The organism is Pseudochelatococcus lubricantis (assembly GCF_042432495.1).
Classification (GTDB): domain Bacteria; phylum Pseudomonadota; class Alphaproteobacteria; order Rhizobiales; family Beijerinckiaceae; genus Pseudochelatococcus; species Pseudochelatococcus lubricantis.
The window spans coordinates 259,791-283,599 of sequence record NZ_JBHLXC010000007.1; the positions used below are offsets into that span (position 1 = coordinate 259,791).

The 23,809-nt window shown below is 67.6% G+C and carries 14 protein-coding genes; 8 read left to right on the plus strand and 6 right to left on the minus strand.

Going from position 1 to position 23,809, the window contains the following annotated elements; genetic code table 11:
- Positions 1-506: 506 nt before the first annotated feature.
- The 4 genes from pgeF to ACFFJ7_RS14770 form a co-directional block, all read right to left on the minus strand.
- Entirely contained in the window at positions 507-1,325 is an 819-nt protein-coding gene (gene pgeF, locus ACFFJ7_RS14755; protein WP_377593312.1) for a peptidoglycan editing factor PgeF, read from the minus strand.
- Positions 1,326-1,475: 150 nt separating this feature from the next.
- Entirely contained in the window at positions 1,476-2,594 is a 1,119-nt protein-coding gene (locus ACFFJ7_RS14760) for a class I SAM-dependent methyltransferase (protein WP_377593314.1), read from the minus strand.
- Positions 2,591-3,478, minus strand: coding sequence for a prolipoprotein diacylglyceryl transferase (gene lgt, locus ACFFJ7_RS14765; protein WP_377593316.1), 888 nt, complete (start codon positions 3,476-3,478; stop codon positions 2,591-2,593). Before lgt ends, ACFFJ7_RS14760 begins: the two co-directional genes overlap by 4 nt.
- Positions 3,479-3,552: 74 nt before the next feature.
- Entirely contained in the window at positions 3,553-4,272 is a 720-nt protein-coding gene (locus ACFFJ7_RS14770; protein WP_166951866.1) for a CBS domain-containing protein, read from the minus strand.
- A gap of 505 nt (positions 4,273-4,777) precedes the next feature.
- Between ACFFJ7_RS14770 and ACFFJ7_RS14775 the strand changes: the two genes are divergently transcribed.
- The 6 genes from ACFFJ7_RS14775 to ACFFJ7_RS14800 all read left to right on the plus strand — a co-directional run bounded on the left by ACFFJ7_RS14775 (position 4,778) and on the right by ACFFJ7_RS14800 (position 13,911).
- Positions 4,778-5,932, plus strand: coding sequence for an efflux RND transporter periplasmic adaptor subunit (locus ACFFJ7_RS14775; protein ID WP_377593319.1), 1,155 nt, complete (start codon positions 4,778-4,780; stop codon positions 5,930-5,932).
- Positions 5,929-9,012, plus strand: coding sequence for an efflux RND transporter permease subunit (locus ACFFJ7_RS14780; RefSeq protein ID WP_166951863.1), 3,084 nt, complete (start codon positions 5,929-5,931; stop codon positions 9,010-9,012). Before ACFFJ7_RS14775 ends, ACFFJ7_RS14780 begins: the two co-directional genes overlap by 4 nt.
- Before the next feature lie 11 nt (positions 9,013-9,023).
- A complete protein-coding gene (locus ACFFJ7_RS14785; RefSeq protein WP_166951860.1) occupies positions 9,024-10,037 on the plus strand; it encodes an AI-2E family transporter in 1,014 nt (337 codons plus the stop codon).
- Positions 10,034-11,113, plus strand: a complete 1,080-nt coding sequence (locus ACFFJ7_RS14790; RefSeq protein WP_166951857.1) for a patatin-like phospholipase family protein — start codon at positions 10,034-10,036, stop codon at positions 11,111-11,113. The genes ACFFJ7_RS14785 and ACFFJ7_RS14790 overlap by 4 nt, the downstream gene beginning before the upstream one ends.
- A gap of 119 nt (positions 11,114-11,232) precedes the next feature.
- Positions 11,233-12,693 (plus strand): GntP family permease, encoded by a 1,461-nt coding sequence (locus tag ACFFJ7_RS14795; RefSeq protein ID WP_166951854.1) that lies wholly within the window; start codon positions 11,233-11,235, stop codon positions 12,691-12,693.
- A 123-nt stretch (positions 12,694-12,816) separates the two neighbouring features.
- Positions 12,817-13,911, plus strand: coding sequence for an ATP-dependent DNA helicase (locus ACFFJ7_RS14800; protein WP_166951852.1), 1,095 nt, complete (start codon positions 12,817-12,819; stop codon positions 13,909-13,911).
- Positions 13,912-14,028: 117 nt separating this feature from the next.
- Here the strand turns inward: ACFFJ7_RS14800 and cckA are convergent, their stop codons facing one another.
- Positions 14,029-16,626, minus strand: coding sequence for a cell cycle histidine kinase CckA (gene cckA, locus ACFFJ7_RS14805; protein ID WP_377593323.1), 2,598 nt, complete (start codon positions 16,624-16,626; stop codon positions 14,029-14,031).
- A 344-nt stretch (positions 16,627-16,970) separates the two neighbouring features.
- Here cckA and ACFFJ7_RS14810 point away from each other — a divergent pair, with 344 nt between their 5' ends.
- Positions 16,971-18,449 (plus strand): hypothetical protein, encoded by a 1,479-nt coding sequence (locus tag ACFFJ7_RS14810; protein WP_377593325.1) that lies wholly within the window; start codon positions 16,971-16,973, stop codon positions 18,447-18,449.
- A gap of 135 nt (positions 18,450-18,584) precedes the next feature.
- Here the strand turns inward: ACFFJ7_RS14810 and ACFFJ7_RS14815 are convergent, their stop codons facing one another.
- Complete coding sequence (locus ACFFJ7_RS14815) at positions 18,585-20,867, minus strand: NADP-dependent malic enzyme (protein WP_166951848.1); 2,283 nt, start codon at positions 20,865-20,867, stop codon at positions 18,585-18,587.
- A gap of 167 nt (positions 20,868-21,034) precedes the next feature.
- Between ACFFJ7_RS14815 and mutS the strand changes: the two genes are divergently transcribed.
- A complete protein-coding gene (gene mutS / locus ACFFJ7_RS14820; protein ID WP_377593328.1) occupies positions 21,035-23,803 on the plus strand; it encodes a DNA mismatch repair protein MutS in 2,769 nt (922 codons plus the stop codon).
- The last annotated feature ends 6 nt before the right edge of the window (positions 23,804-23,809 follow it).

Genomic DNA, 23,809 nt, shown 5'->3' on the forward strand with positions numbered 1-23,809 from the left:
TGATTTTTGAAAATATCATATTTCCTATTTCCTTCTTGTTTCTCTCTAAAGATAGAAAGTAAATCGGATAGAAAGGAATTTTACATGCGAAAATAATTCATTTCTGTGCTTTAACGGCGAATCATTTCGTTGAATTATCACGAGTTATTACGATAAAGCTATACGTAGAATTTCTTATATTTAATTTACTCTACCTCGTGAACAGCGTAGTACGTATAGATATCGCCAACGCCCGCGGTCGGAAGCTGCGCTCAAAGTCAGAAAATTATGTCTTTGAGGAACCGGAGCTTTTTCCGCCAAAGGCAAGCGCCGGAATGCCCCTCTTTCAGCGGAAACACTCGGCCAGGCGCGGATGAGGCGGGCTTGTCGGTCGGCGTATAGAGCGCCAGACGATCTGATGGAATCAGATCGTACGCTCTAAAGTCTATATTTTACCGCAGCTTGCGTTCCCGCAACTCGCACTCAATGCGATGGATCGACTTGAATGCAAACTGCTATGGTTGCCGTCACGCTTCCTGATGCAGCGCGATCGCGGCTATCAGACGGCCGTAATCGGTCTCGTTGCGATGCGTGGCCCGGCGATAGCTGTAGAAGCGGGCTTCGTCGCCATAGGTGCACAGGCCGAGATGCTCGAAGGTGCCGATGCCGGCGGCGGCGGCCCGCGCGCCGATGAAGCCGGGCAGGTCGAAGCGCGCGTGCCCTGCGCGATCCGAGAGGGCGAAGAACCGGCTGTTGCCGGGGTCGGCCTCCGTGAAACGGTCGACGAATTCCGGCCCCACTTCATAGGCCGTCTGGCTGATCGTCGGCCCCAGTGCCACGCGAATGCGTGCCCGTTGCGCGCCGAGCTGTTCCATGCGGTCGATGGTCGCCTCCAGCACGCCAGCGAAAGCGCCCTTCCAGCCCGCGTGTGCGGCGCCGATCACGCCCGCCTGCGCATCGGCGAACAGCAGCGGCCCGCAGTCGGCGGTGGCGATGCCGAGAATCACGCCCGGCCTGTCGGTCACCATGGCGTCGGCGCGTGGCCGCTCGTCCGCCGGAAACGGCGTTTCCACCGTCACCACATCCGCGGAATGCACCTGATACAGCGTGACGAGGCGCTCGGGAGCGAGGCCGAAGTGGCCCGCCATGCGCCGGCGATTCTCATCGACGGCCGGGCGCGCATCCGCCGAGCCAAGCCCGCCGTTGAGGCCCGTGTAAAGCCCGTCCGACGCGCCGCCGCGCCGGGTGAAAAAGGCATGCCGCAGGCCGGGCAGGGCGGACAGCGCCGCCGCTTCCAGCGCTTCCGGCCCCCCGGCGCCCGGGGGCGTATCGTTCTGTCCGCTCATGATGCCTCCTGTCGGGTGGGCCAGCAGCACGGTCCGATGTGAGCGGAACGCGCTCCGGTGCCGCTCGTCGTCGAATCGTCGTGCCTTCTGCCGTTTATCGGCCGGGCACGTTTCAAAACCGCTAAACCGGGGCGGATCCGGGATCGCGCGTCAGGGATCGTGCCGCCTGTCGAAGCCTGGCAGCAGCGGCATGGCCGGATGGGCCACGGCCATCACCTTGAACAACTGGCCCATGCCGCGCGTCTCCATATCGATGAGACGGGCGAGCGCCGTATCGATGGATGCCGCCTTGTCGGGCGCGCCCTCCCGCAGTGCCGCCGCCCGCTCGCGGATGCCGAGGTTCAGCAGGAACTCGCCCTGCGTCGTGGGGCCGTGAACCGCGCCGCCCGCCATCCGCGCGGCCTGCGCGAGGGCGGCGAAGTCGACATGCACGGTGACATCCGCCTCGCCCGGCGCATCGAGCACACCGGTGTAGCCGTGGTCGCGCACGGCCTGCAACGTTTCGCCGTAGCCGGTGCGCAGATGGCCGTAGTCGACGACGAGCAGCGCGCCGCCGTCGTGCGCGATGCGCTCCGTGATCTCGCGCATGGCGATGATCTGGCTGGCGGGAAACTCCATCAGCGCGCCCTCGGGCGCGTCGCGCTTCAGCGCGGGCTCCGGGGCCGGGGCGAGGCCGAAGGCGAGTTCGCCCTTCGCGTCGAGGCCGACGAGCCGCTCGAACCAGCCCTCGCGCCCGCGCACGTACTGGCGCACCGGCAGGCAATCGAAGAACTCGTTGGCGATGACGATGGTGGGACCGTCCGGCACCTGCGCGAAGGCGTCGTGCCATTCGGGCGCGAAGCCGGAATGCTCCAGCGTCGCCGCCTGCAGCCCGCGCAGCACGGGGCTCGTCTCGACGAGGTGCACCTCGATGGCGGCGTGGAAGGCCGGCAGGGCGCGGGCGGCGCGTAGCGCGTCCTTCATCAGCGTGCCGCGACCGGGGCCGAGTTCGACGAGGCGCACGCGCGACGGTTCGCCCAGATGGCGCCACGCCTCCGCCGCCCACAGGCCGATAAGCTCGCCGAACATCTGCGAGATTTCCGGCGCCGTTACGAAATCGCCGGCAAGGCCGAGCGGATCGCGGGTCATGTAGTAACCGTGGCGCGGATGGCCGAGGCAGAGCGCCATGTAAAGCTCCACCGTGATGGGGCCGTTGGCGGCGATGACGGCCTTCATTTCCCGCGCCAGCGGCGTTTCCGGCTTCGGCGTGTCGTGCGTGGGCGTGCTCATGCTGTTTCCTCTCCGGCGCGTGGCTCGCGGTCGAGAGCGCGCCGGACGAGCCACAGCCCGGCGATCAGCAACGGCAGGCTCAGCAGCATGCCCATGGTCACGCCGCCCTCCAGCGCGGAAACCTGCGTGCCGAACAGGAAACCGAGCTGCGGATCCGGCTCGCGAAAAAATTCGCAGGCGCTGCGCGCGATGGCGTAGCCTGCGGCGAAGACGCCCGTAACCAGCCCGGGGCGGCGGAAACCCGCCACCCGCACGACCGCCGCGACAAGCAGGAAGAGCAGCACGCCCTCCGCAAGTGCTTCGTACAACTGGCTCGGATGGCGCGGAACGGGCCCGCCATTCGGAAACACAACCGCGAACGGAAGGTCGGGCGCGGGCCTGCCCCACAGCTCGCCGTTGATGAAATTCGCGATGCGGCCGAAAAAGAGGCCGATCGGCGCCACCGTCGCCGCAACGTCGAAGAACGACAGAATGGGAATCTTCCGCGCCCGCGCCAGCAGCGCCATGGCGACGGCCGCGCCCGCGAGGCCGCCGTGGAAGGCCATGCCGCCCTGCCAGACGGCGAAGATCGACAGCGGATCGGAGAAATACTGGCCGGGGTTGTAGAACAGCACGTAGCCGAGCCGCCCGCCCAGCACGACGCCGAGCGCGACGTAGACCAGCATGTCATCGATATCGGTGACGGAGGGCCGGGGCACGCCGCCCCACAGCGATGCGGCGCTGACGAGGCGGCGCGCATATAGCCATCCGCCGACGAGGCCGGCGATATAGGCGAGCGCGTACCAGCGAATCGCGAAGGGCCCGATGGCGACGGCCACCGGGTCTATGGCCGGAAAGGCCAGCGCCATCACGGGCGCGGCGAGGGCGGATGCGGATATCGGCATGCTTGCTCCAGACTTGACGCTGCCACTGTCCCCGTCGGGCGCGGCGCGTCAAGCCCGGTGTTGCGCGAACGCCGTCAGTTGCGGCCGCTCTGGCCTTCCGGCTGATCGAGAATGACGCCGGACAGCGGCTCGACGAGGACGAGCTCGTCCCGCACCTCACGCACGCCGGGCACCGATTCGATCAGCACCTTCAGCGCCTCGCGCACCGTCGCGTCGAAGATCGTGCCGCGCAGCGTCACCACGCCGTCCTCGACGTCCGGGGTGGGGATGTAGGGCGGCGCCCACGGCTCGCGCGCGATGGCCGCGGTGATCTGGTCACGGATGGTCTGGTCGCTGGCGAGTTCCGTGCGACTCAGCTGCTTCGAGAGCGCCCGCAGCAGGTCGACGCGGCTGACGATGCCGACGAGCTTGCCGTTGGCCGTCACCGGCACGCGCTTGATCTTGTGCTTCTCGAACAGCGAGACGATGTCGGCAAGCGGCGTGTACTGGGTGACGGTGACGGGATCGGGCGTCATCACGTCCTTCACCCGGCGCGCGTTCGCCTCCACGTAGTCGGCGGCGGCCTTCGCCGGGCCGAGGATGAATTCGAGCCACCGGGTGCGTTCGCGCCGGGTGTCGAGTTCGGACCGGCGCAGGAAGTCACCCTCCGTGACGACGCCGACGAGATGGTTTTCGGCGTCGACCACGGGAAGGCCGCTGACCTTCTTTTCAAGCATCAACGCCACGACATCGGCGATGCGGTCTTCCGGCTTTACGGTGAGGACGTCGCGGGTCATGATATCGGCGGCTTTCACGGGAGTTCTCCAGTCATTCTTGGCAAGCTCGATTGGCAAGCTCGTTCTTGGCATGCTGGCGCAGCGATTGCGCCTGTATTTCATATTACCCCTAGCACGCCGGCCTGCACAGCCATTTGACGTGGCGCAACGCGCGGCAGCCACCCGCCGGGGTGCCCGTTTTGCGGGCATCCACGTTGAAACCCGTCCAGACTAGATGGAGCAAGAATCCCTGACAGCGCCTCGCGGGGTCGGCTGGCCGATGATTTTGGCCCCTGCCGCGTTGTCCATCCTGGCTGGCGCAACCGGCATCTACTGCGTTCGGCGCCAAGGGAAATCAGGTTGGCAGGATGACCAAAATTCCCCGACCATCCTCAACCATGAGGTTCCGTCAGGGGGGCTGGGCCGGCAAACGCAGGCTACCTGTAGCGCCTGTAATTGTTAATGTTCCGCTGTATTGTTCTGTCACGGTTTCCATGTATAACCGACCCCGATAGATTTAGACTTGATATATCGGGGGTTTCGGGTGTCGGGCTGGATTGGCTTTCAACACGAGAATGCCGCAGGGCGCGTCCATGAACGGGGCAGCGGGCGTCCGTTCCGTCGCAAGGCCATGGGTGCCTGTTTGCTGCTGCTGGCGCTGCCCCTGCTCGCCGCCTGCCAGCAGCAGGAGAAAGCCGCCGAGCGGCCCGCCCGCACGGTGCGCACGGTGACGGTGGAAGTCCGCGAGGCGGGCGATACCGTCACGCTCACCGGTCATGTCGAGGCGCAGGACGAAGCTGCGGTCGCCTTCCGCGTCGGCGGGCGCATGCTGGAACGGCTCGTCAATGTCGGCGACAGGGTGAAGGCCGGCCAGGTGCTGGCACGGCTCGACCGCCAGAACGCGCAGAACAACCTGCGTTCGGCCGAGGCGGCGCTGAGCGCGGCCTCCGCGACGCTGGCGCAGCACCGCAACACCTTCGAGCGCCAGCGCCATCTGCTCGACCGTGGCTTCACCACCCGCGCCAATTTCGACGCCGCGCAGCAGGCACATCTCTCCGCGCAATCGGCGGTCGACGACGCGACGGCACAACTCAAGATTGCGCGTGACAACCTGGATTACACGGAAATTCACGCCGATGCGGACGGCGTCATCACGGCGCGCGGCGCGGAGCCGGGCGAGGTGGTGCAGGCGGGGCAGATGATCGTGCGCATCGCCCGCGAAAACGGCCGCGACGCGGTGTTCGACGTGCCTGCGCAGGTGCTGCGCAACGCCCCGGCCGATCCGGTGATCAGGGTCGCGCTCAGCGATTCACCCGGCGTGGCGGCGGAAGGGCGCGTGCGCGAGATCGCCCCCCAGGCCGATCCGGTAACGCGCACGTTCGCCGTGAAGGTCGGCCTATCGAACCCGCCGGAGGCATTCCGGCTCGGTGCGACCGTGGTCGGCACGATGCGGCTCGACGCGGGCGCCGCCATCGAGCTGCCCGCTTCCGCGCTCACGGAATTCAACCAGCAGCCCGCCGTCTGGGTCGTCGACCCGGCGACGTCCACCGTCTCCCTGCGCAACATCGAGGTGCAGCGCTTCAATCCCTCGTCCGTCGCGGTCGCGAGCGGGCTCGACGAGGGTGAGATCGTCGTCACCGCGGGCGTGCAGGTGCTGCATGACGGCATGAAGGTGCGCCTGTCGGGTGCGCCGTCATGAAGGGGTTCAACCTTTCCGAGTGGGCGCTGAGGCACCGTTCGCTCGTCATCTATTTCATGATCGTCGCGGTTGCGGCCGGTCTGCTGTCGTTCCAGCGGCTGGGGCGCAACGAGGATCCGACCTTCGTCATCAAGACCATGGTCGTCTCCGCCGCGTGGCCCGGCGCCACCGTCGAGGACACGCTGCAGCAGGTGACGGAGCGTCTGGAACGCACCCTGCAGGAGACGCCGCGCCTCGACAACCTGCGCAGCTTCACGCGCGCGGGTGTGACGACGATCTTCGTCGACCTTGAGGGCGCGACGCCCGCGAACGAGGTGCCGGACATCTGGTACCACGTGCGCAAGAGCATCGGCGACATGGCGCATACGCTGCCGTCCGGCGTGCGTGGGCCGTTCTTCAACGACGAATTCGGCGACACTTTCGGCATCATCTACGGCTTCGAGGCCGACGGCTTCACGCATCGCGAGCTGCGCGACTACGTGGAGGAGGCGCGCTCGCGCCTTCTCAACGTGCCGGACGTCTCCAAGATCGAAGTGATCGGCGCGCAGGACGAGGTGATCTACGTCGAGTTCTCGATGGTGGATCTGGCACGGCTCGGCATCGACCGCCAGGCGGTGGTCGCGGCGTTGCAGAGCCAGAACGCGGTGCACCCCGCCGGCGTCATCGAGACGGGCGAGGAGCGCATCTCGCTGCGCGTGTCGGGCGCCTTCGAGGGCGAGCAGGACATCCGTTCCGTCAATATCGTGGTCGGCGACCGCATCATCCGCCTCGGCGACTTTGCGCGCGTGCACCGCGGTTTCGTCGATCCGCCGCAGCCCCTCTTCCGGGTGAACGGCGAGCCGGCCATCGGCCTCGGCATCGCCATGCGCGACGGCGGCGACATCCTGGCCATGGGCGCGGCAATCGCGCGCGTCATGCAGGACTACGAGGCGGAGCTGCCCATCGGCATCAACGTGGAACTCGTTGCCGACCAGGCCGTCACCGTCGATGGCGCCATCGCGGAATTCATGGAATCGCTGTGGCAGGCGGTGGCGATCATCCTGGCGATCTGCTTCCTGAGCCTCGGCGTGCGCCCCGGCCTCGTCATTGCGCTCGCCATCCCGATCACGCTCGCCATCGTCTTCTCGATGATGGAGCTTGCGGGCATCGACATGCAGCGCATCTCGCTAGGCGCGCTCATCATCGCGCTGGCGCTGCTCGTCGACGACGCCATGACGACGACCGATGCCATGATCACGCGGCTCGGCAAGGGCGACAGCAAGGAAGTGGCGGCGACCTTCGCCTTCAAGACCTACGCCTTCGCCATGCTCGCGGGCACGCTCGTCACCATGGCGGGCTTCGTGCCGGTAGGGTTCGCGGCGAGTTCGGCGGGCGAGTACACGTTCTCCCTGTTCGCCGTGGTCTCCATCGCGCTCATCGTCTCGTGGTTCGTGGCGGTCATCTTCACGCCGCTGCTCGGCATCGCGCTGATCAAGGCGCCGAAGCAGAGCAGCGAGCCGGCGAAGCCGAGCCGCATCGAGAGCGGCTACAAGACGTTTCTCGCGCTGGCGCTGAAGGCGCGCTACGTGACGATCGCGGTGACGATCGGGGCTTTCGCCCTCTCCATCCTGGCGCTGCCGCTCATTCCGAGCCAGTTCTTCCCCTCGTCCGACCGGCCGGAGCTGCTGGTCACCATGCGTCTGCCGCAATCGGCCTCGATCGCGGGCACGGAAACGCTGGTCAAGGAGTTCGAGGCGCTCATCAAGGACGACGAGGATATCGAGCGCTGGAGCACCTACATCGGACAGGGCGCGATCCGCTTCTATCTGCCGCTCGATGTGCAGTTGCCCAACAGCTTCATCGCCGAGGCAGTGGTGGTGGCGAAGGACGTGCCGGCGCGCGAGCGCCTGCGCGACAAGCTGAACGCCATCTTCGAGGAGCACTTCCCGCAGGTTGTCGCCCGCATCTCGCCGCTGGAACTGGGGCCGCCCGTCGGCTGGCCGGTGCAATATCGCGTGGTCGGCCCCGACATCGCTGAAGTGCGCCAGATCGCGCTGAAGCTTTCCGGCATCGTCTCCAGCTATCCGGGAGTCGAGAAGGTCAACTTCGACTGGATCGAACCGGCGCGCGAAATCCGCCTGCACATCGATCAGGATCAGGCGCGGCTGCTCGGGTTGTCCTCGCAGCAGGTGGCGGGCATCCTCAACACCGTCATCTCCGGCGCGGCGGTGTCGCAGGTGCGCGACGACATCTATCTCGTCAACGTCGTCATGCGTGCGGTCGACGAGGAGCGCGTGACGCCCGAGACGCTGCGCTCCCTGCAGGTCGCCGTGCCAGGCGGCCGCACGGTGCCCCTCAGCCAGTTCGCGACCTTCGAATACGACCAGCACTTCCCCATGGTGTGGCGGCGCGACCGCGTGCCGACGCTCACGGTGCAGGCCGACGTGGTGCAGGGCGGGTTGCCGGAGACGGCGGTCAACGCGCTCTCCGGCAAGATCGCGGAACTGTCGGCGACGCTGCCGCCGGGCTACCGCATCGAGGTCGGCGGCACGGTTGAGGAAAGCGCGGCCTCGCAGGCGTCGGTCGTTGCCGTGGTGCCGCTGATGCTGCTCATCATGCTGACGGTGCTGATGTTCCAGCTCCAGAGCTTCCAGCGCCTGTTCATCGTGCTGAGCGTCGCGCCGCTCGGGCTCATCGGCATCGTGGCGGCGCTGCTGCTGTCGGGCCGGCCGCTCGGCTTCGTGGCGATCCTCGGCATCCTCGCGCTGCTCGGCATGATCATCAAGAACGCGGTCATCCTGATCGGCCAGATCGAGGCCGAGCGCAAGGCCGGCAGGACGGTGCAGGAGGCGGTGATCGAGGCGAGCGGGCTGCGCTTCCGCCCGATCCTGCTCACCGCCGTTTCCACGGTGCTCGGCATGATCCCGATCGCGCCGACCGTCTTCTGGGGGCCGATGGCGTTCGCCATCATGGGCGGCCTGCTCGTCGCCTCGCTGCTGACGCTGGTGTTCCTTCCCGCGCTCTACGTGACGTGGTTCGGGCCGCAGACGCTGCTTGAGGACAAACCGGCCGCGCCCGACAGCGCCGGCGCCGCGACATAGGGGAAACGGTCATGGGACGGGGCACGGGCTTTCTGATCGGCGTGTGCGCCGTCATCCTCTCGCTGACGGGGCTGGCGGTGGCAAGCTCCATCTTCGCGCCGATCTTCTTCGCGGTATTCATCATCGCCGTTGTGTGGCCGCTGCAGAAGAGCCTGCAGGAGCGCGTTCCGCAACTGCTGGCGCTGGCGGTGACGCTGGTGCTCACCATCGTGGTCATCGGCGCGTTGCTGACGATGGCGGTGTGGGGCTTCTCGCGCGCCGGCCAGTGGATGATCGGCAACGCCGCGCGCTTTCAGGAACTCTATCTGCAGAAGGCCGAATGGCTGGAAAGCCACGGCATCGCGCTGGCCGGGATGTTCTCGGACCGCTTCGACGTCAACTGGCTCGTGCGCCTGTTCCAGAGCTTCGTCGCCTGGGCCAACAGCCTCGCGGGCTTTTCGGTCGTCACCTTCATCTTCGTGCTGCTCGGCCTGCTGGAGGTGGACGTGGTCGCGCGCAAGCTCACGCTCGCGGGGGACTGGGGCGTGCGGCTGCGCAATGTCTGCACGGAGATCGCCGAAAAATTCCGCCGCTACATGGCGGTACGCACGCTGATGAGCGTCATGACCGGTGTGGTGCTGTGGGCGTTCGCCACCGTGGCGGGGCTGGAACTGGCTGTAGCGTGGGGCGTGATCGGCTTTTCGCTGAACTACATCCCGTTCATCGGGCCGCTCATCGCCACCGTGCTGCCGACGCTGTTCGCCGTCGTGCAGTTCGAAAGCTGGGAGATGGCGGTAGCCGTGTTCGCGGGCATGAACGTCATCCAGTTTCTGATCGGCAGCTATCTTGAACCCCGCGTCGCGGGCAACGCGCTGGCAGTGTCGCCATTCATGGTGCTGTTCGCCGTGTTTTTCTTCAGTTTTCTTTGGGGCATCCCCGGCGCCTTCATCGGCGTGCCGGTGCTGATCGCCATCGTCAGCCTCTGCGACCAGTACCAGACAAGCCGCTGGGTCGCGGATCTTCTTTCAGGGAAGGATGAAGTATGAACTCCGCTGTATCCGGGGCCCACCGGGGCACGCACGACGATCCTCTCCTCATCGACCTCGCCTTTCAGGGGGGCGGTTCGCACGGCGCCTTCACGTGGGGTGTGGCGGAGCGCTTTCTCGACGATGAAACGTTGAAGATCGAAAGCGTCACCGGAACGTCGGCGGGCGCCATGAACGCCGCCGTCCTCGCCTACGGCTACACGCTCAACGGCCGGGAGGGTGCGAAGGCGGCGCTCGAACAGTTCTGGCGCAAGGTGAGCGAGGCTGCCCGTTTCAGCCCGCTGCAGCGCGCGCCCATCGACATACTGCTGGGCAACTGGACGCTCGACAACTCGCCGGGCTATGTCTTCTACGACCTCGCCAGCCGGCTGTTCTCGCCCTACGATCTCAACCCCACCAACGTCAACCCGCTGCGGGACATTCTGGAGGAGAGCATCGACTTCGAGCGGCTGCGCCAGTCGCCGATCAAGCTCTTCATCAACACCACGAACGTGCGCACGGGCCTGCCGCGGGTTTTCCGCAATCACGAACTCTCGTCCGACGTCCTGCTGGCCTCCGCCTGCCTGCCGCTGGTGCATCAGGCGGTGGAAATCGACGGCGACGCCTACTGGGACGGCGGCTTCTCCGGCAATCCGCTGCTGACGCCGATCGTGCGCGAGAGCGATGCCCGCGACACCATCCTCGTGCAGATCAACCCCATCGAGCGCCCGGGCGTGCCGAAGAGCGCGCGCGACATCCTCAACCGCCTCAACGAGATCGCCTTCAACGCGAGCCTGAAGAAGGAACTGCGCGGCATCGCCATGTTCCAGCGGCTGCTCCGCGACGAGGGCGAGCTCGAACACGTGACCTGGGTCGAGGCCTGGGCCGATATGCGCATCCACCGCATCGTCACGCCGCTGATGGTCAAGCTCGGTGCCTCCTCGAAGCTCAACGCGGAATGGGAGTTCCTGACGCTGCTGCGCGAGGAGGGCAACGTGCAGGCGGACGTTTTCCTGCGCGATCACCGGCAGGATATCGGGGTGCGGTCCACCTACGACCTCGACGGGCTGCTCGACAACCTCCTCGAACAGGTCTGAGCATCGGGGGCGCTCCCGCGCTTCGCCGAATCGCTCAATTCGCGCCAGTCTACAATACGACGCGCCTTCGGGGCGGAAAGCAATTTCCGCTCATTCTGAACGCGCGATAGGAGCAGACAATGAGCATTCTCGGTATCCTGATTGCCCTCGGCCTGCTGATCTGGCTCGCCTATCGGGGCTGGAGCATCCTTCTTCTCGCGCCTCTTTGCGCGATGATCGCGGCGCTGCTGGCGGGCCAGCCGCTGCTCGCCCACTGGACGCAGACATTCATGGGGAGCGCCGCCGGCTTCGTGGCGCAATTCTTTCCGATCTTCCTGCTCGGCGCGGTGTTCGGCAAGCTGATGGAGGCGAGCGGCTCGGTCGAGGCGATCGCCAACTACATGACGGAGAAACTGGGCACGAGCCGCGCCATCCTCGCCATCGTGCTGGCGGGCGCCTTCGTCACCTACGGCGGCGTCAGCCTGTTCGTCGCCTTCTTCGTGCTCGCGCCCATGGGCCACGCGCTGTTCAAGGCGGCGAACATTCCCCACCGCCTGATGCCGGCGGCCATCATGCTCGGCGCGGCGAGCTTCACCATGACGGCAATGCCCGGCACGCCGGCGATCCAGAACGCCATCCCCATGCCATTCTTCGGCACTAACGCCTTCGCCGCACCCGGCATCGGCATTCTGGCCTCGGCCATCATGCTCGGCTTCGGCCTGTGGTGGCTGAAGCTGAGGGAGTCGAAGGCGCGGCTCGCCGGCGAGGGTTACGCCTTTGCAGGCGTGTGCGAGGAGGTCGCCGTAGCCGCGGCCGCGGATGACGTGATCCGCGAGCGTGCTACAACCGCGCGGGAGTTCGACCCGGAGGAGATCGGCAAGGGCGGGAGGGTGAGCAAGTTGCCGCCATTCCATATCGCGGCGTTGCCCCTTGTGGTGGTCGTCGTCGTCAACCTGCTGATGTCGTTCGTCGTCCTGCCTAACATCGACGTCTCATATCTGGCGACGGATGCCTTCGGCAACACGACACTGTCGGCGGTGGCCGGCGTGTGGTCAGTCATCGTGGCCCTGTTCTTGGCCATCCTCGTGCTGGTGGCGATCAACTTCGCCCGCTTGCCGAGCATTCGCGCCACGCTGGACGCGGGTGCCAATGCCTCCGTGCTGCCGATCATCAACGTGGCGAGCCTCGTCGGCTTCGGCGCGGTGGTGGCGGCGCTGCCGGCGTTTAAGGCCGTGACGGACTGGGTGCTGAGCATCGAGGGTGGCCCGCTGGTGTCGCTCGCCATCTCCACCAACATCCTCGCCGCGCTCACCGGCTCGTCGTCCGGCGGCCTGACCATCGCGCTGGACGCGCTCGGCCCGACCTACATGGCGCTTGCGGCAGAGATCGGTCTCGATCCCGGTCTCATGCACCGCGTGGCCGTGATCGGCGCCGGCACGCTCGACAGCCTGCCGCACAGCGGTGCGGTGGTCACGCTGCTGGCTGTTGTCGGCACGACGCCGCGGGAGAGCTACTTCGACATCGTCATGGCGGCCATGGTCGGGCCGATCATCGCGCTGGTCGCCGTCGTCATCGTCGGTTCGCTGGTCGGCTCGTTCTGAGCCCTTTCGGAGCGTGATACAGGGGCCGCGCCACGCGCGGCCTTTTTTATGTGTCGAGGGGCTTGAATTGCCTGCATAATTCGCTAGAACAAACCATGATCGTTAACGGCGGGCGAGAGAGGCATGAACTGGTCCGGGCAGCAGGATGAGGCGTTGAACGCGGTGGCGCGCTGGCTGAGAACCGGCAACCCGCAGGTTTTCCGCCTGTTCGGCTTCGCCGGCACCGGCAAGACGACGCTGGCGCGCCACATCGCGGAGGGGGTCGACGGCGATGTCGTCTTCGGCGCCTATACGGGCAAGGCGGCCTCCGTGCTGCGCAGCAAGGGCTGCGAGGGTGCGGCCACGATCCACAGCCTCATCTACCGCTCGCGTACCAGCGAGGACGAGGACGCGCCGTCCTTCGTCCTCAACCGCCAGTCCGACGCCGGCAAGGCGGCGCTGATCATCATCGACGAGTGCTCGATGGTGGACGAGGAACTGGGGCGCGACCTGCTGTCGTTCCAGGTGCCTGTGCTGGTGCTGGGCGACCCGGCGCAGCTCCCGCCGGTGCGCGGCGGCGGCTTCTTCACCGAGGCCGAGCCGGACGCGATGCTCACCGAGGTGCACCGGCAGGCGCGCGACAACCCCATCATCCGCCTCTCCATGGCAGTGCGCGAGGGCGGCGAGCTGCCGCGCATCATGGAGGAGGGCACGCGCGTCATCACGCGGCGGGAGATCGACGCCGATCAGGTGATGCGCGCCGATCAGGTGCTCGTGGGCATGAACCGCACGCGCCGCCTCTACAACGGCCGCATCCGCGCGCTGCTCGGCTATCGCGATGCGTTGCCGGCCGCGGGGGAGAAGCTCGTCTGCCTGCGCAATAACAAGACGAAGGGCCTCTTCAACGGCAGCACGTGGTCGATCAAGGCGCTGCACGGCGAGGCGAAGGGCCTCATCAAGATGGAGGTCACGCCCGAGGACGAGAGCGCCCGGCGTGGCACCGACGTTTCCGTTCTCACCGAATTCTTCACCGGCGCCGAGGAGGACATTCCCTTCTCCGCCCGCCGCGACACGGACGAGTTCACCTACGGCTACGCGCTCACCGTGCACAAGGCGCAGGGCTCGCAATGGGACGAGGTGGTGTTGTTCGACGAATCGCGCGCCTTCCGCGAACATCGCGCTCGCTGGCTCTACACCGGCATCACCCGCGCGGCGGAGCGGCTGACGGTGGTGGCGTGACGGGAATTGAAGACAGGGTGGCGCCGAACCGGGTTCACCAACACAGGTTTAAAGCGTTTTAAAGCAAAGTGGATACCGGTTTGCTTGAAAACGCTATAGGCAGCTTGCGTCCAGCCCTCACCCCAGCGCCTTCTTCACCGCCTCGCCCAGCTCCTTCAGCCCGAAGGGTTTGGGCAGGAAGGTGAAGTTCTCGCCTTCCGGCAGGTTCTTCTCGAAGGCGTCCTCGGCATAGCCGGAGACGAAGATCACCTTGAGGCCGGGGAAGCGGCGGCGCAATTGCACGAGCAGCGTCGGGCCGTCCATTTCAGGCATCATCACATCCGACACCACGAGGTCGACGGGCGCGTCCAGCTTGTCGACGATGGCGAGGGCGTCCGTGCCGGATGTCGCCTCCAGCACCGTGTAGCCGCGGGTGGCGAGGGCGCGTGAGGCGAACTTGCGCACGGCTTCCTCATCCTCCACCAGCAGCACCGTGCCGCGCCCGGTGACGTCCACCGACTCGGACTGCTTCTCCTTCGCGGCGGGCAGCGGCGTTTCCGTGGCGACGTGGCGGGGCAGGAAGATGCGGAAGGTGGTGCCTTCGCCCACCACGCTGTCGCAGAAGATGAAGCCGCCGCTCTGCTGCACGATGCCATAGACCATCGACAGGCCGAGCCCGGTGCCCTTGCCGACTTCCTTGGTGGTGAAGAAGGGCTCGAAGATCTTGTCGAGCACCTCGGGCGGGATGCCGGTGCCCGTGTCCGAAACCTCGATCAGCGCATAGTCGGCGCGCGGCAGCGAGGCCTCGCTGTAGCCATAGCTGGCGACATCCTCCGCGCCGACGTTGGCGGTGGCGATGGTGAGCTTGCCACCGTCCGCCATGGCGTCGCGGGCGTTGACGGCCAGGTTGATGACGACCTGCTGGAACTGGTTGGCGTCCGCCTTCACCTCCCACAGGCCGTTGCCGTGGCGCAGGTCGAGTTCCACCCGCTCGCCCAGCAGCCGGCGCAGCAGCATGGACAGTTCCGCGAGTTCGTCGCCGAGCTGGATCACCTTCGGCCGCAGCGTCTGGCGGCGCGAGAACGCCAGCAACTGCCGTACGAGGGCGGCGGCGCGGTTGGCGTTCTGCTTGATCTGCATGATGTCCTGGAAGGACGGGTCTGTCGGCCGGTGATTGGACAGCAGCAGGTCCGAATAGCCGATGATGGCCTGCAGTACGTTGTTGAAATCGTGCGCCACACCGCCGGCGAGCTGGCCGACGGCCTGCATCTTCTGCGCCTGCGCGAACTGTGCCTCCAGCGCCCGCTGCTCCGTGGTGTCGAGCGCGTAGACGATGGCCGCCTCGCCGTCGAGTTCGCCGTCATCGATGCCGCTGAAGTAAAAGCGCGCCGAGCGCTCCGCCTGGCCGCTCGCCTGGGCCTGCGCGGATGCCTGCCCGGCGATGACGACATCGAGATGGGGGATGTCGCCGAGCCCCTCGGCGGCCTGATGCACGGCGCGCGCCAGGCCTTCACGGTCGCGCGGGGCGACGACGCCGAGGATGGTGCGGCGCGGGCCGCCGTCCGTCAGCGAGGCCGCGGCCTTGCCGCCGCCGAACAGGCGGGCGAAGGGGGCATTGGAGCGCAGGATCAGGCCCTGCCGGTCGACGGTGGCGATGGCGACCGGTGTGTTGTTGAAGAAGCGGGCGAAGCGCACCTCCGCCGCCCGCTGGCCCTCGGCGACGTCCTCACCGGGAGACCTGTTGAGCACCAGCGTGCGCGAGGGCGTCGGCCGCCCTTCCGCATCGAAGGCGATGCGATGGAAGAGGCGCACCGGCAGGCTCTGGCCGTTCCGCTTGCGCAGGTCGACATCCAGCGTCTCCGTGCGCTCCTCGCCGGCGGCGCCCGCGACGGAGCCGATGAGTGCGGCCGCGTTGGGCGGCACCACCTCGGACAGCGTCAGCCCGCCGGAGCCGACCTTGGCGAGATCGTGGTCGAGCCAGCGGGCGAGCGTCGCGTTCATGTAGACGATGTCGCCCTGCGCCGTCAGCGACAGGAAGCCCGCGGGCGCGTGGTCGAGATAGTCGATGGCGTGCTGGAGTTCGCGGAACACGGACTCCTGCCGCTCGCGGTCGCGCGTGATGTCGGCGACGCTCCACAGCGTGGCCCGGCGCCCGCCCGCCCGCGGCAGGGAGCGCACGCCGACCTTGAACCACAGCGCGTCCGGCTGCGCGGCCCGGTGTTGCTGCACCGTGGGGCGCGCAGGCTTCTGCACCAGTCGGATTTCCTCGCACGTCGTGCGCCCCTCGCGCGCCGCCTGCGCCAGGCGGTAGATCGCCTCCGCGATGTCGGCGGCGCCGTTGAACAGGCGCTCGATCGTGTGGGGGCCGGGCAGGTCGTCGCCCTTCAGGCGGTCCGCGAGGGCGAGATAGGCCTCGTTGGCATAGACGACATGGCCATCGCCCTCGACCACGAGCAGCGCCTCGGAGGCGGAATCGGCCAACGTCTTCGTGAGGTCGTTGCGCGCGCGGCCGGCCGGCTGCAGGATGCCGAGCGCCAGCGCGAAGGCGAGCGCCACGCCCAGCACGGCGAAGGCGGCGAGGATGACGAGGACCGCAGGCTCGCTCAGGCCCTGTCCGCTGTAGAACACCCAGCCCGCGGCGCCGACGAGCGCCGCGCCCAGCAGGACGAAGACGCCCGCGTGCCACGCCCGCCCTTCGGAACGGTCGATCGAGTTGTCCACGCGCGCTTCACTCATGCTGCGGATATTCCCTTGCCGCATGTTTCCGAATACCCGGCTCCCGCCACCTGTGTGCCGGGCCGCCGTTAAAAATCCGCTGCCACCATACAACACAATGCTCGTATCAGGCACGAACGCGCGCTTCAAATGGCCCTTCCGGCACGCTTGCGGCCGTTGTTCCAGGCTGTGAGCTTCCTGTTGCCCGAATCCCGCAGCTCCATGATAAATAGCAAGTGGATAATGAAGGATTTGCATCTCAAGCGTTAAATGCGATTTAACCGAGGGTGCCGAATCCGTTATGGTTCAGCTTGACGTATTTATTGCCGGAGATCCGGTGGTTCCGAGGCGGGGGAGACGCGAGCGTGCAGATATTCGGAAGCAATACGCCGGCAGCGATTCAATATCTGCTTGCCTTTGTGATCATTCTTGGCGTCATCGCGGTGTTCGCTGCGGTACTGCGCCGAATCACTGGCGGAAGGTCCCGGTTAAGCCTCGGCAGCAGCGGCGTCCGCCATCGCCAGCAGCGGCTCGGCGTCGTGGATGTTGTGGATATCGATGCGCAAAGGCAGCTCCTGTTGCTCCGGCGCGACAATATCGAGCATCTCGTTCTCATCGGCGGCCCCAACGACCTGCTCGTCGAGAGTGGAATCGGGCGCATCCAGTATCGCGTGCCGGGCCCGCCGCCCGCCCAGACCCAGCAGCCGCAGCCCCATCCGGCGGCGCAACCGCCGCTCGCCGCCGACCGTCCCGTCCGTACCGGCGAACCGGAACTGGGGCACGGCCCGGTGTCCGGCGAGGGCGCCGCCGCGCTTGATCTTCCGGTTTTCCCGCCGCCGGAGCGGCCCTTTCCGGAGGCGCCCGCGCCCGTCCGCAACGTGACCGCGCCGCGCCCGGTGACGACACCCCTGCCGCCGCCGGTTCCGCCCCCGCCGGCGAAGGACGCCGAGGGACGGCCGCCGGCCGTCGCGGCGGAGGAAGGCGTCGCCGGTATCCTCCCGCCCGCCGGTATCCTGCCGCCCACCTCGCCGGTGCCCGAGGAAGGCGAGACGACGATCCGGTCAATTTCCGAAACGGTCGGCAAGAAGGCGCTCGGCCATTTCAGCGCCGTGGCCCGCCAGCTTGAGGAAGCACTCAAGCGGCCGTTCTCGGCCGTTCGCCCGTCTCCCGCCGCTGGCGTCGACATCGATGCCGGAGCCACGGAGCGGGACGCCGACACTGGCAGCGAGGTCAAGGCGCAGGCCGTCCGTGAGGAGACTTCCGCGCCGCCTTCCGTGACCGTGCCGAAGAGCGAGCCTGCTCCCGCCCCGCAGCCGCCTGCTCCCCAGCCGCCCGTTTCGAATGTTCCGCTGTTTCCGTTCGAGCCGCGCCCCAAGGCGGAGACACCGCCGCCTCCGCCCCCGCCGATCGCCTCCCTCGGCATCCCGCCCGGACTTGGATCGTTCGGCGCGCCGCCACGCGCTCCCCGCCCGCCGCAGCCCACCGTGACGATCACGCCACCTGCTCCGCCGCCACCTCCTCCTCCGCCGGTGGAAAGAAGCGAGGCGCTGAAGGCGGCCGTCTCCGTGCCCCCGGTGGAGATCGCCCGGCCCGAGCCGGCCGCACCGCCGGTTCCGCCTCCGCCTCCGCCCTCCGAGCCGAAACCGGAGGCGCCCGCGCCACAGCCGGCTGCCCAGCCGACGCCTCCGCCACCCGCTCCCACTCCTGCCCCTGCCGCGCCGCCGCCGTGGTCGTCCGCGCCGGGCGGATCGTCGGTCGACCTGTCGTCGCTGGAAAATATCGAGGCCGAGTTTGCCCGCCTCCTCGGGCGCGCGCCCACCGCACCGCCCAAGAAAGACGAGTAACGCGGCGATCCCCCCTTCCGGGCTGGTCGCCCGTAGCGGGAACGGCCGTTCCGGAGCGTCATCGGGCTTCGTCTTGCCGTCCATCCATCAGCGCGCCGGGAAGCGATATTCGTTTCCCGGCGCGTTGCTTTGGCCTCAACCGCCGATGTTGTAGGCGGCGAGCGCCGCGATATTCACGATATCGACGTCTTTCGCGCCGAGCGGCACGATCTGCACGGGCTTGTTAAGGCCGACGATCAGCGGGCCGACGACCGTCGTCGCGCCGAGTTCCTGCAGCATGTGCGTCGAGATGGACGCAGAATGCAGCGCCGGCATCACCAGCACGTTGGCGGGTTCCTTCAGGCGGCTGAACGGATAGAGTGCCAGCAGTTCCGGGTTCAGGGCGACGTCGGCGCTTATCTCGCCGTCGTATTCGAAGCGCGCCCGCTGCCTGTCGAGGATGCGCACGGCCTCCTGCACATGGGTGGCGCGGTCGCCGCGCGGCTGGCCGAAGGTGGCGAAGGCAAGCAGCGCCACGCGCGGATCGTAGCCCAGCCGGCGCGCGACGCCCGCGGCCTCGGTGGCGATGACGGCCAGATCCTCCGCGCTGGGAAACTCGGTGATCGCCGTGTCGGCGATCAGCACGGTGCGCCCGCGCGTGATGGCGATGGAGACGCCGATGATCCGGTGGCCGGGGCGGGCGTCGATCACCCGCAGAACGTCCTCCAGCGCCGTGTGATAGTTGCGCGTGACGCCGGTTACCATGGCATCCGCATCGCCGTGCGCCACCATGGCGGCGGCGAAATGGTTGCGGTCCTGGTTGATCAGCCGCTGGCAGTCGCGCAGCAGGTATCCGCGCCGCTGCAGCCGCTGGTAGAGAAACTGCGTGTAGAGCCTGTTGTGCTGCGAGCGCGCGGCGTTGTGGATCTCGATGCCGGCGCGGCCGTCTATGTCGAGGCCGGCGGCGGCGGCCGTCTCGCGCACGCGCTCTTCCCGGCCCACCAGGATGGCGCTGCCGAGGCCCTGGTGCACGTAGGAGAGGGCGGCGCGAATCACGGCCTCCTCCTCGCCTTCCGCGAACACGACGCGCTTGGGGAAGCGGCGCACGCGCTCGAACACCGTGTTGAGCACGCTGACCACCGGATCGCGGCGCGCGGAGAGCTGCGTCTTGTATGCCGCCATGCTCCCGATCGGCTGGCGGGCGACGCCGGTCTCGGCCGCCGCCAGCGCCACCGCCGGCGGCACGACATGGATCAGGCGCGGGTCGAAGGGCGCGGGGATGATGTAGTCCCGGCCGAAACGCGGGCGCGCGCCATCATAGGCGGCGGCGACCTCGTCCGGCACATCCTCCCGCGCGAGCTGCGCCAGCGCGTGGACGGCGGCCGTCTTCATCTCCATGTTGATGGTGGTGGCGCGTACGTCGAGCGCACCGCGGAAGATGTAGGGAAAGCCCAGTACGTTGTTGATCTGGTTGGGATAGTCCGAGCGGCCGGTGGCCATGATGGCGTCGTCGCGCACCTTGGCCACTTCTTCCGGCGTGATCTCCGGGTCCGGGTTGGCCATGGCGAAGATGATCGGGTTGTCCGCCATGCTCGCCACCATCTCGGGCGTCAGCGCGCCCTTGGCCGAGAGACCGAAGAAGACGTCGGCGCCCTTGACCGCCTCGGCGAGCGTGCGCGCGTCCGTTTCCACGGCGTGGGCGGATTTCCACTGGTTCATGCCCTCGGCGCGCCCCTTGTAGATGACGCCCTTGGTGTCGCACAGGATGACGTTTTCGGAGCGGAAGCCGAGTCCCTTGGCAAGCTCCACGGAGGCGATGCCGGCCGCGCCCGCGCCGTTGACGACGAGCCGCGTGTCAGCGATGTCGCGGCCCGTCAGGTGCAGCGCATTGATGATGCCCGCCGCCGCGATGATCGCCGTGCCGTGCTGGTCGTCGTGGAAGACGGGGATGTCCATCAGCTCCTTGAGGCGCGCCTCGATGACGAAGCACTCGGGCGCCTTGATGTCCTCCAGATTGATGCCGCCGAAGGTGGGACCGAGGTAACGCACCGCGTTGATGAACTCTTCCACGTCCTGCGTGTCGACTTCGAGGTCGAAGGCGTCGATGTCGGCGAAGCGCTTGAACAGCACCGCCTTGCCTTCCATCACCGGCTTCGAGGCGAGCGCGCCCAGGTTGCCGAGGCCGAGAATCGCCGTACCGTTGGTGATGACCGCGACGAGGTTGCTGCGCGCGGTGTAGTCGTAGGCGAGCGCCGGATTATCGTGGATGGCGCGTACGGGCACGGCGACGCCGGGCGAATAGGCAAGCGACAGATCGCGCTGGGTGGTCATCGGCTTCGTCGCGATCACCTCCAGCTTGCCGGGGCGGCCGCGGGAATGGAAGTTCAGCGCCTCCTGGTCGGTGTAGGTCAGGCGGGTCTTCGGTTTGCGATCTGTCATTGTCGGGGATCTGCCTTGGGTCCGGAATTGTCTGGTGGCTTGAACTGTTTCAGATAAAACCATATCGGCCGTGACGGCGAGGCTCAAGCGCGGTTCTCCACCGTTTCGTGCATGGCCGCCTTGCGGGTCGGGATGAAAGCTTCGTGCGGGTCTGTTAACCTCGTGTCATGATCCGACTGTCTGCCGCTCCTTCTCCCGTGCCTCCCGTCGACGACGCTTCCGCCCGCCCGAATGCGGCGGAAAAGCCGTCGCCGATGATGCAGCAGTATATCGAGATCAAGGTCGCTCATCCCGATACGCTGCTGTTCTATCGTATGGGCGATTTCTATGAACTTTTTTTCGCCGACGCGGAAGTTGCCTCGCGCACGCTCGGCATCGTGCTCACCAAACGCGGCAAGCATCTGGGCGAGGATATCCCGATGTGCGGCGTGCCGGTGGACAAGGCGGAGGATTATCTGGAGCGTCTCATCGCCGCCGGTCACCGCGTCGCCGTGTGCGAGCAGACGGAGGACCCGGCCGAGGCGCGCAAGCGCGGCGGCAAATCCGTGGTGCGGCGCGCGGTGGTGCGGCTCGTCACGCCCGGCACCATCACGGAGGATCGCCTGCTGGAGCCCGGCCGCGCCAACTGGCTGGCGGCCGTGGCGCGCCGCCGCCTGTCGGAGCGCGAATGGGCCTACGCGGTCGCGGCCGCCGACATTTCCACCGGCCGCTTCACCGTGTCGGAAGTGGCGGGCATCGCCCTGATGGCGGAGATCGCCCGGCTGGAGCCGCGCGAGATCATCCTTCCGGATGCCATTCACGACGACGAGGGACTGCGCGCCTTCTGGCAGGAGCAGCGCGCCGCCGTTACGCCCGTGGCGCACGAGGGCTTCGATTCCGCCTCTGCCGCACGGCGGCTGCGGGAGTATTTCGGCGTGGCGGAGTTGGCCGGCTTCGGCCAGTTCAGCCCGGCGGAGCTGGCCGCCTGTGCTGCCGTCGTTGCCTATGTGGAGCGCACGCAGCTCGGGTCGCGCCCGCCGTTGTCGCCGCCCGCGCACGAGGCGGAGGGTTCGGGCCTCGCCATCGATGCCGCGACCCGCGCCAATCTCGAACTCACCCGCACCCTGTCCGGCGAGCGGGCGGGCAGCCTGCTCGCCGCCATCGACCGCACGTTGACGCCGGGCGGCGGGCGGCTGCTGGCGGAGCGCCTGGGCGGGCCGCTCACGGACCCGCCGGCCATCGCGGCGCGGCAGGATGCGGTGCAGGCACTCGTGGACGACATCGTGCTGCGGGAGCGCCTGCGCGCCCGGTTGCGCGCCGCGCCGGACATGGCCCGCGCCCTGTCGCGGCTGATGCTGGGCCGTGGCGGTCCGCGCGATCTCGCCACCGTGCGCGACGGTCTCGCCGCGGCGCGCGCCGTCGCGGGCGACATGGCCTCCGGCGCGGCCTCCGCCAGCCTGCCGGCGGAACTCGATGCCGCGCGGCGGGACCTCGATGCCCTCGATCCCGTCTGGGGAGAGGCGCTCGCCGCCGCCCTTGCAGACGACCTGCCGCTGCTGAAACGTGACGGCGGCTTCGTGCGCGCGGGCCATGACGCGGGCCTCGACGAGGCGCGCCTGCTGCAGGCCGATTCGCGAAAGGTCATCGCCGCCCTGCAGGCGCGCTATGCCGGGGAGAGCGGCTGCCGGCAGCTCAAGGTCAAGCACAACAACCTGATCGGCTATTTCGTCGAGGTGCCACAGGCGGCGGGCGAGGCTTTCGTGCGCCCGCCGCTCAACGAGACCTTTTCTCATCGCCAGACAATGGCGGGTACCATGCGCTTTTCCACCGTGGAACTCGGCGAACTCGAATCGCGGATCGCCTCCGCCGGCGGACGGGCGCTCGCCATCGAGCACGCGGTTTTCGACCGGCTGGCCGGCGCCCTCGCGGACCATGCGGAGACCATCAAGCGGGCGGCGGATGCGCTTGCCGTCGTCGACGTCACGGCCGCGCTCGCCGATCTTGCCGTCGATCTCGGCTGGACGCGGCCGCATGTCGACGCCAGCCTCGACTTCGCCGTGGAGGGCGGTCGCCATCCGGTGGTCGAGGCCGCGTGCCGGCGCAACGGCGTCGCCTTCGTGGCCAACGATTGCGATCTGTCGCCGCCGGGCGCCGCGAAATGGGGCCGCATCACGCTGATCACCGGGCCGAACATGGCCGGCAAATCGACCTTCCTGCGCCAGAACGCGCTCATCGTGGTGCTGGCGCAGATGGGAGCCTTCGTTCCGGCGAAGGCAGCCCGCGTCGGCGTCGTGGACCGGCTGTTCTCGCGCGTGGGCGCGGCGGACGACCTGGCGCGCGGGCGCTCCACCTTCATGGTCGAGATGATCGAGACCGCCGCCATCCTCAACCAGGCCGGCGAGCGTTCGCTCGTGATCCTGGACGAGATCGGGCGCGGCACCGCGACCTTCGACGGCCTGTCCATCGCCTGGGCGGCCATCGAGCACCTGCACGAGGCGAACCGTTGCCGGGCGCTGTTCGCCACCCACTACCACGAACTCACGGCGCTCGCCGACCGCCTGAAGCGCGTCTCCAACGCCACCGTGCGAGTCACGGAATGGCAGGGCGAGGTCGTCTTCCTGCACGAGGTCGTGCCAGGCGCGGCGGACCGCTCCTACGGCATCCAGGTGGCCAAGCTGGCGGGCTTGCCGGCAAAGGTCATCCACCGGGCGCGCGCCATCCTGAGCGAGCTGGAGAAGAGCGAGCGGGAAAAGCCGGTCAGCGCCCTGATCGACGATCTGCCGCTGTTCGCCGCCTTCAACGCGCCGCGCGCCGCCGCGACGGAGGTCCGGGCCGATCCGCTGCGGGAGGCGCTCGATACCATCGTGCCCGATGAGCTGTCGCCGCGCGAGGCGCTGGAGGCGCTCTACCGGCTGAAGGGCTTGCGCCTTGACGAAGCCGGTGAAAAGATAAACTGATCCTTC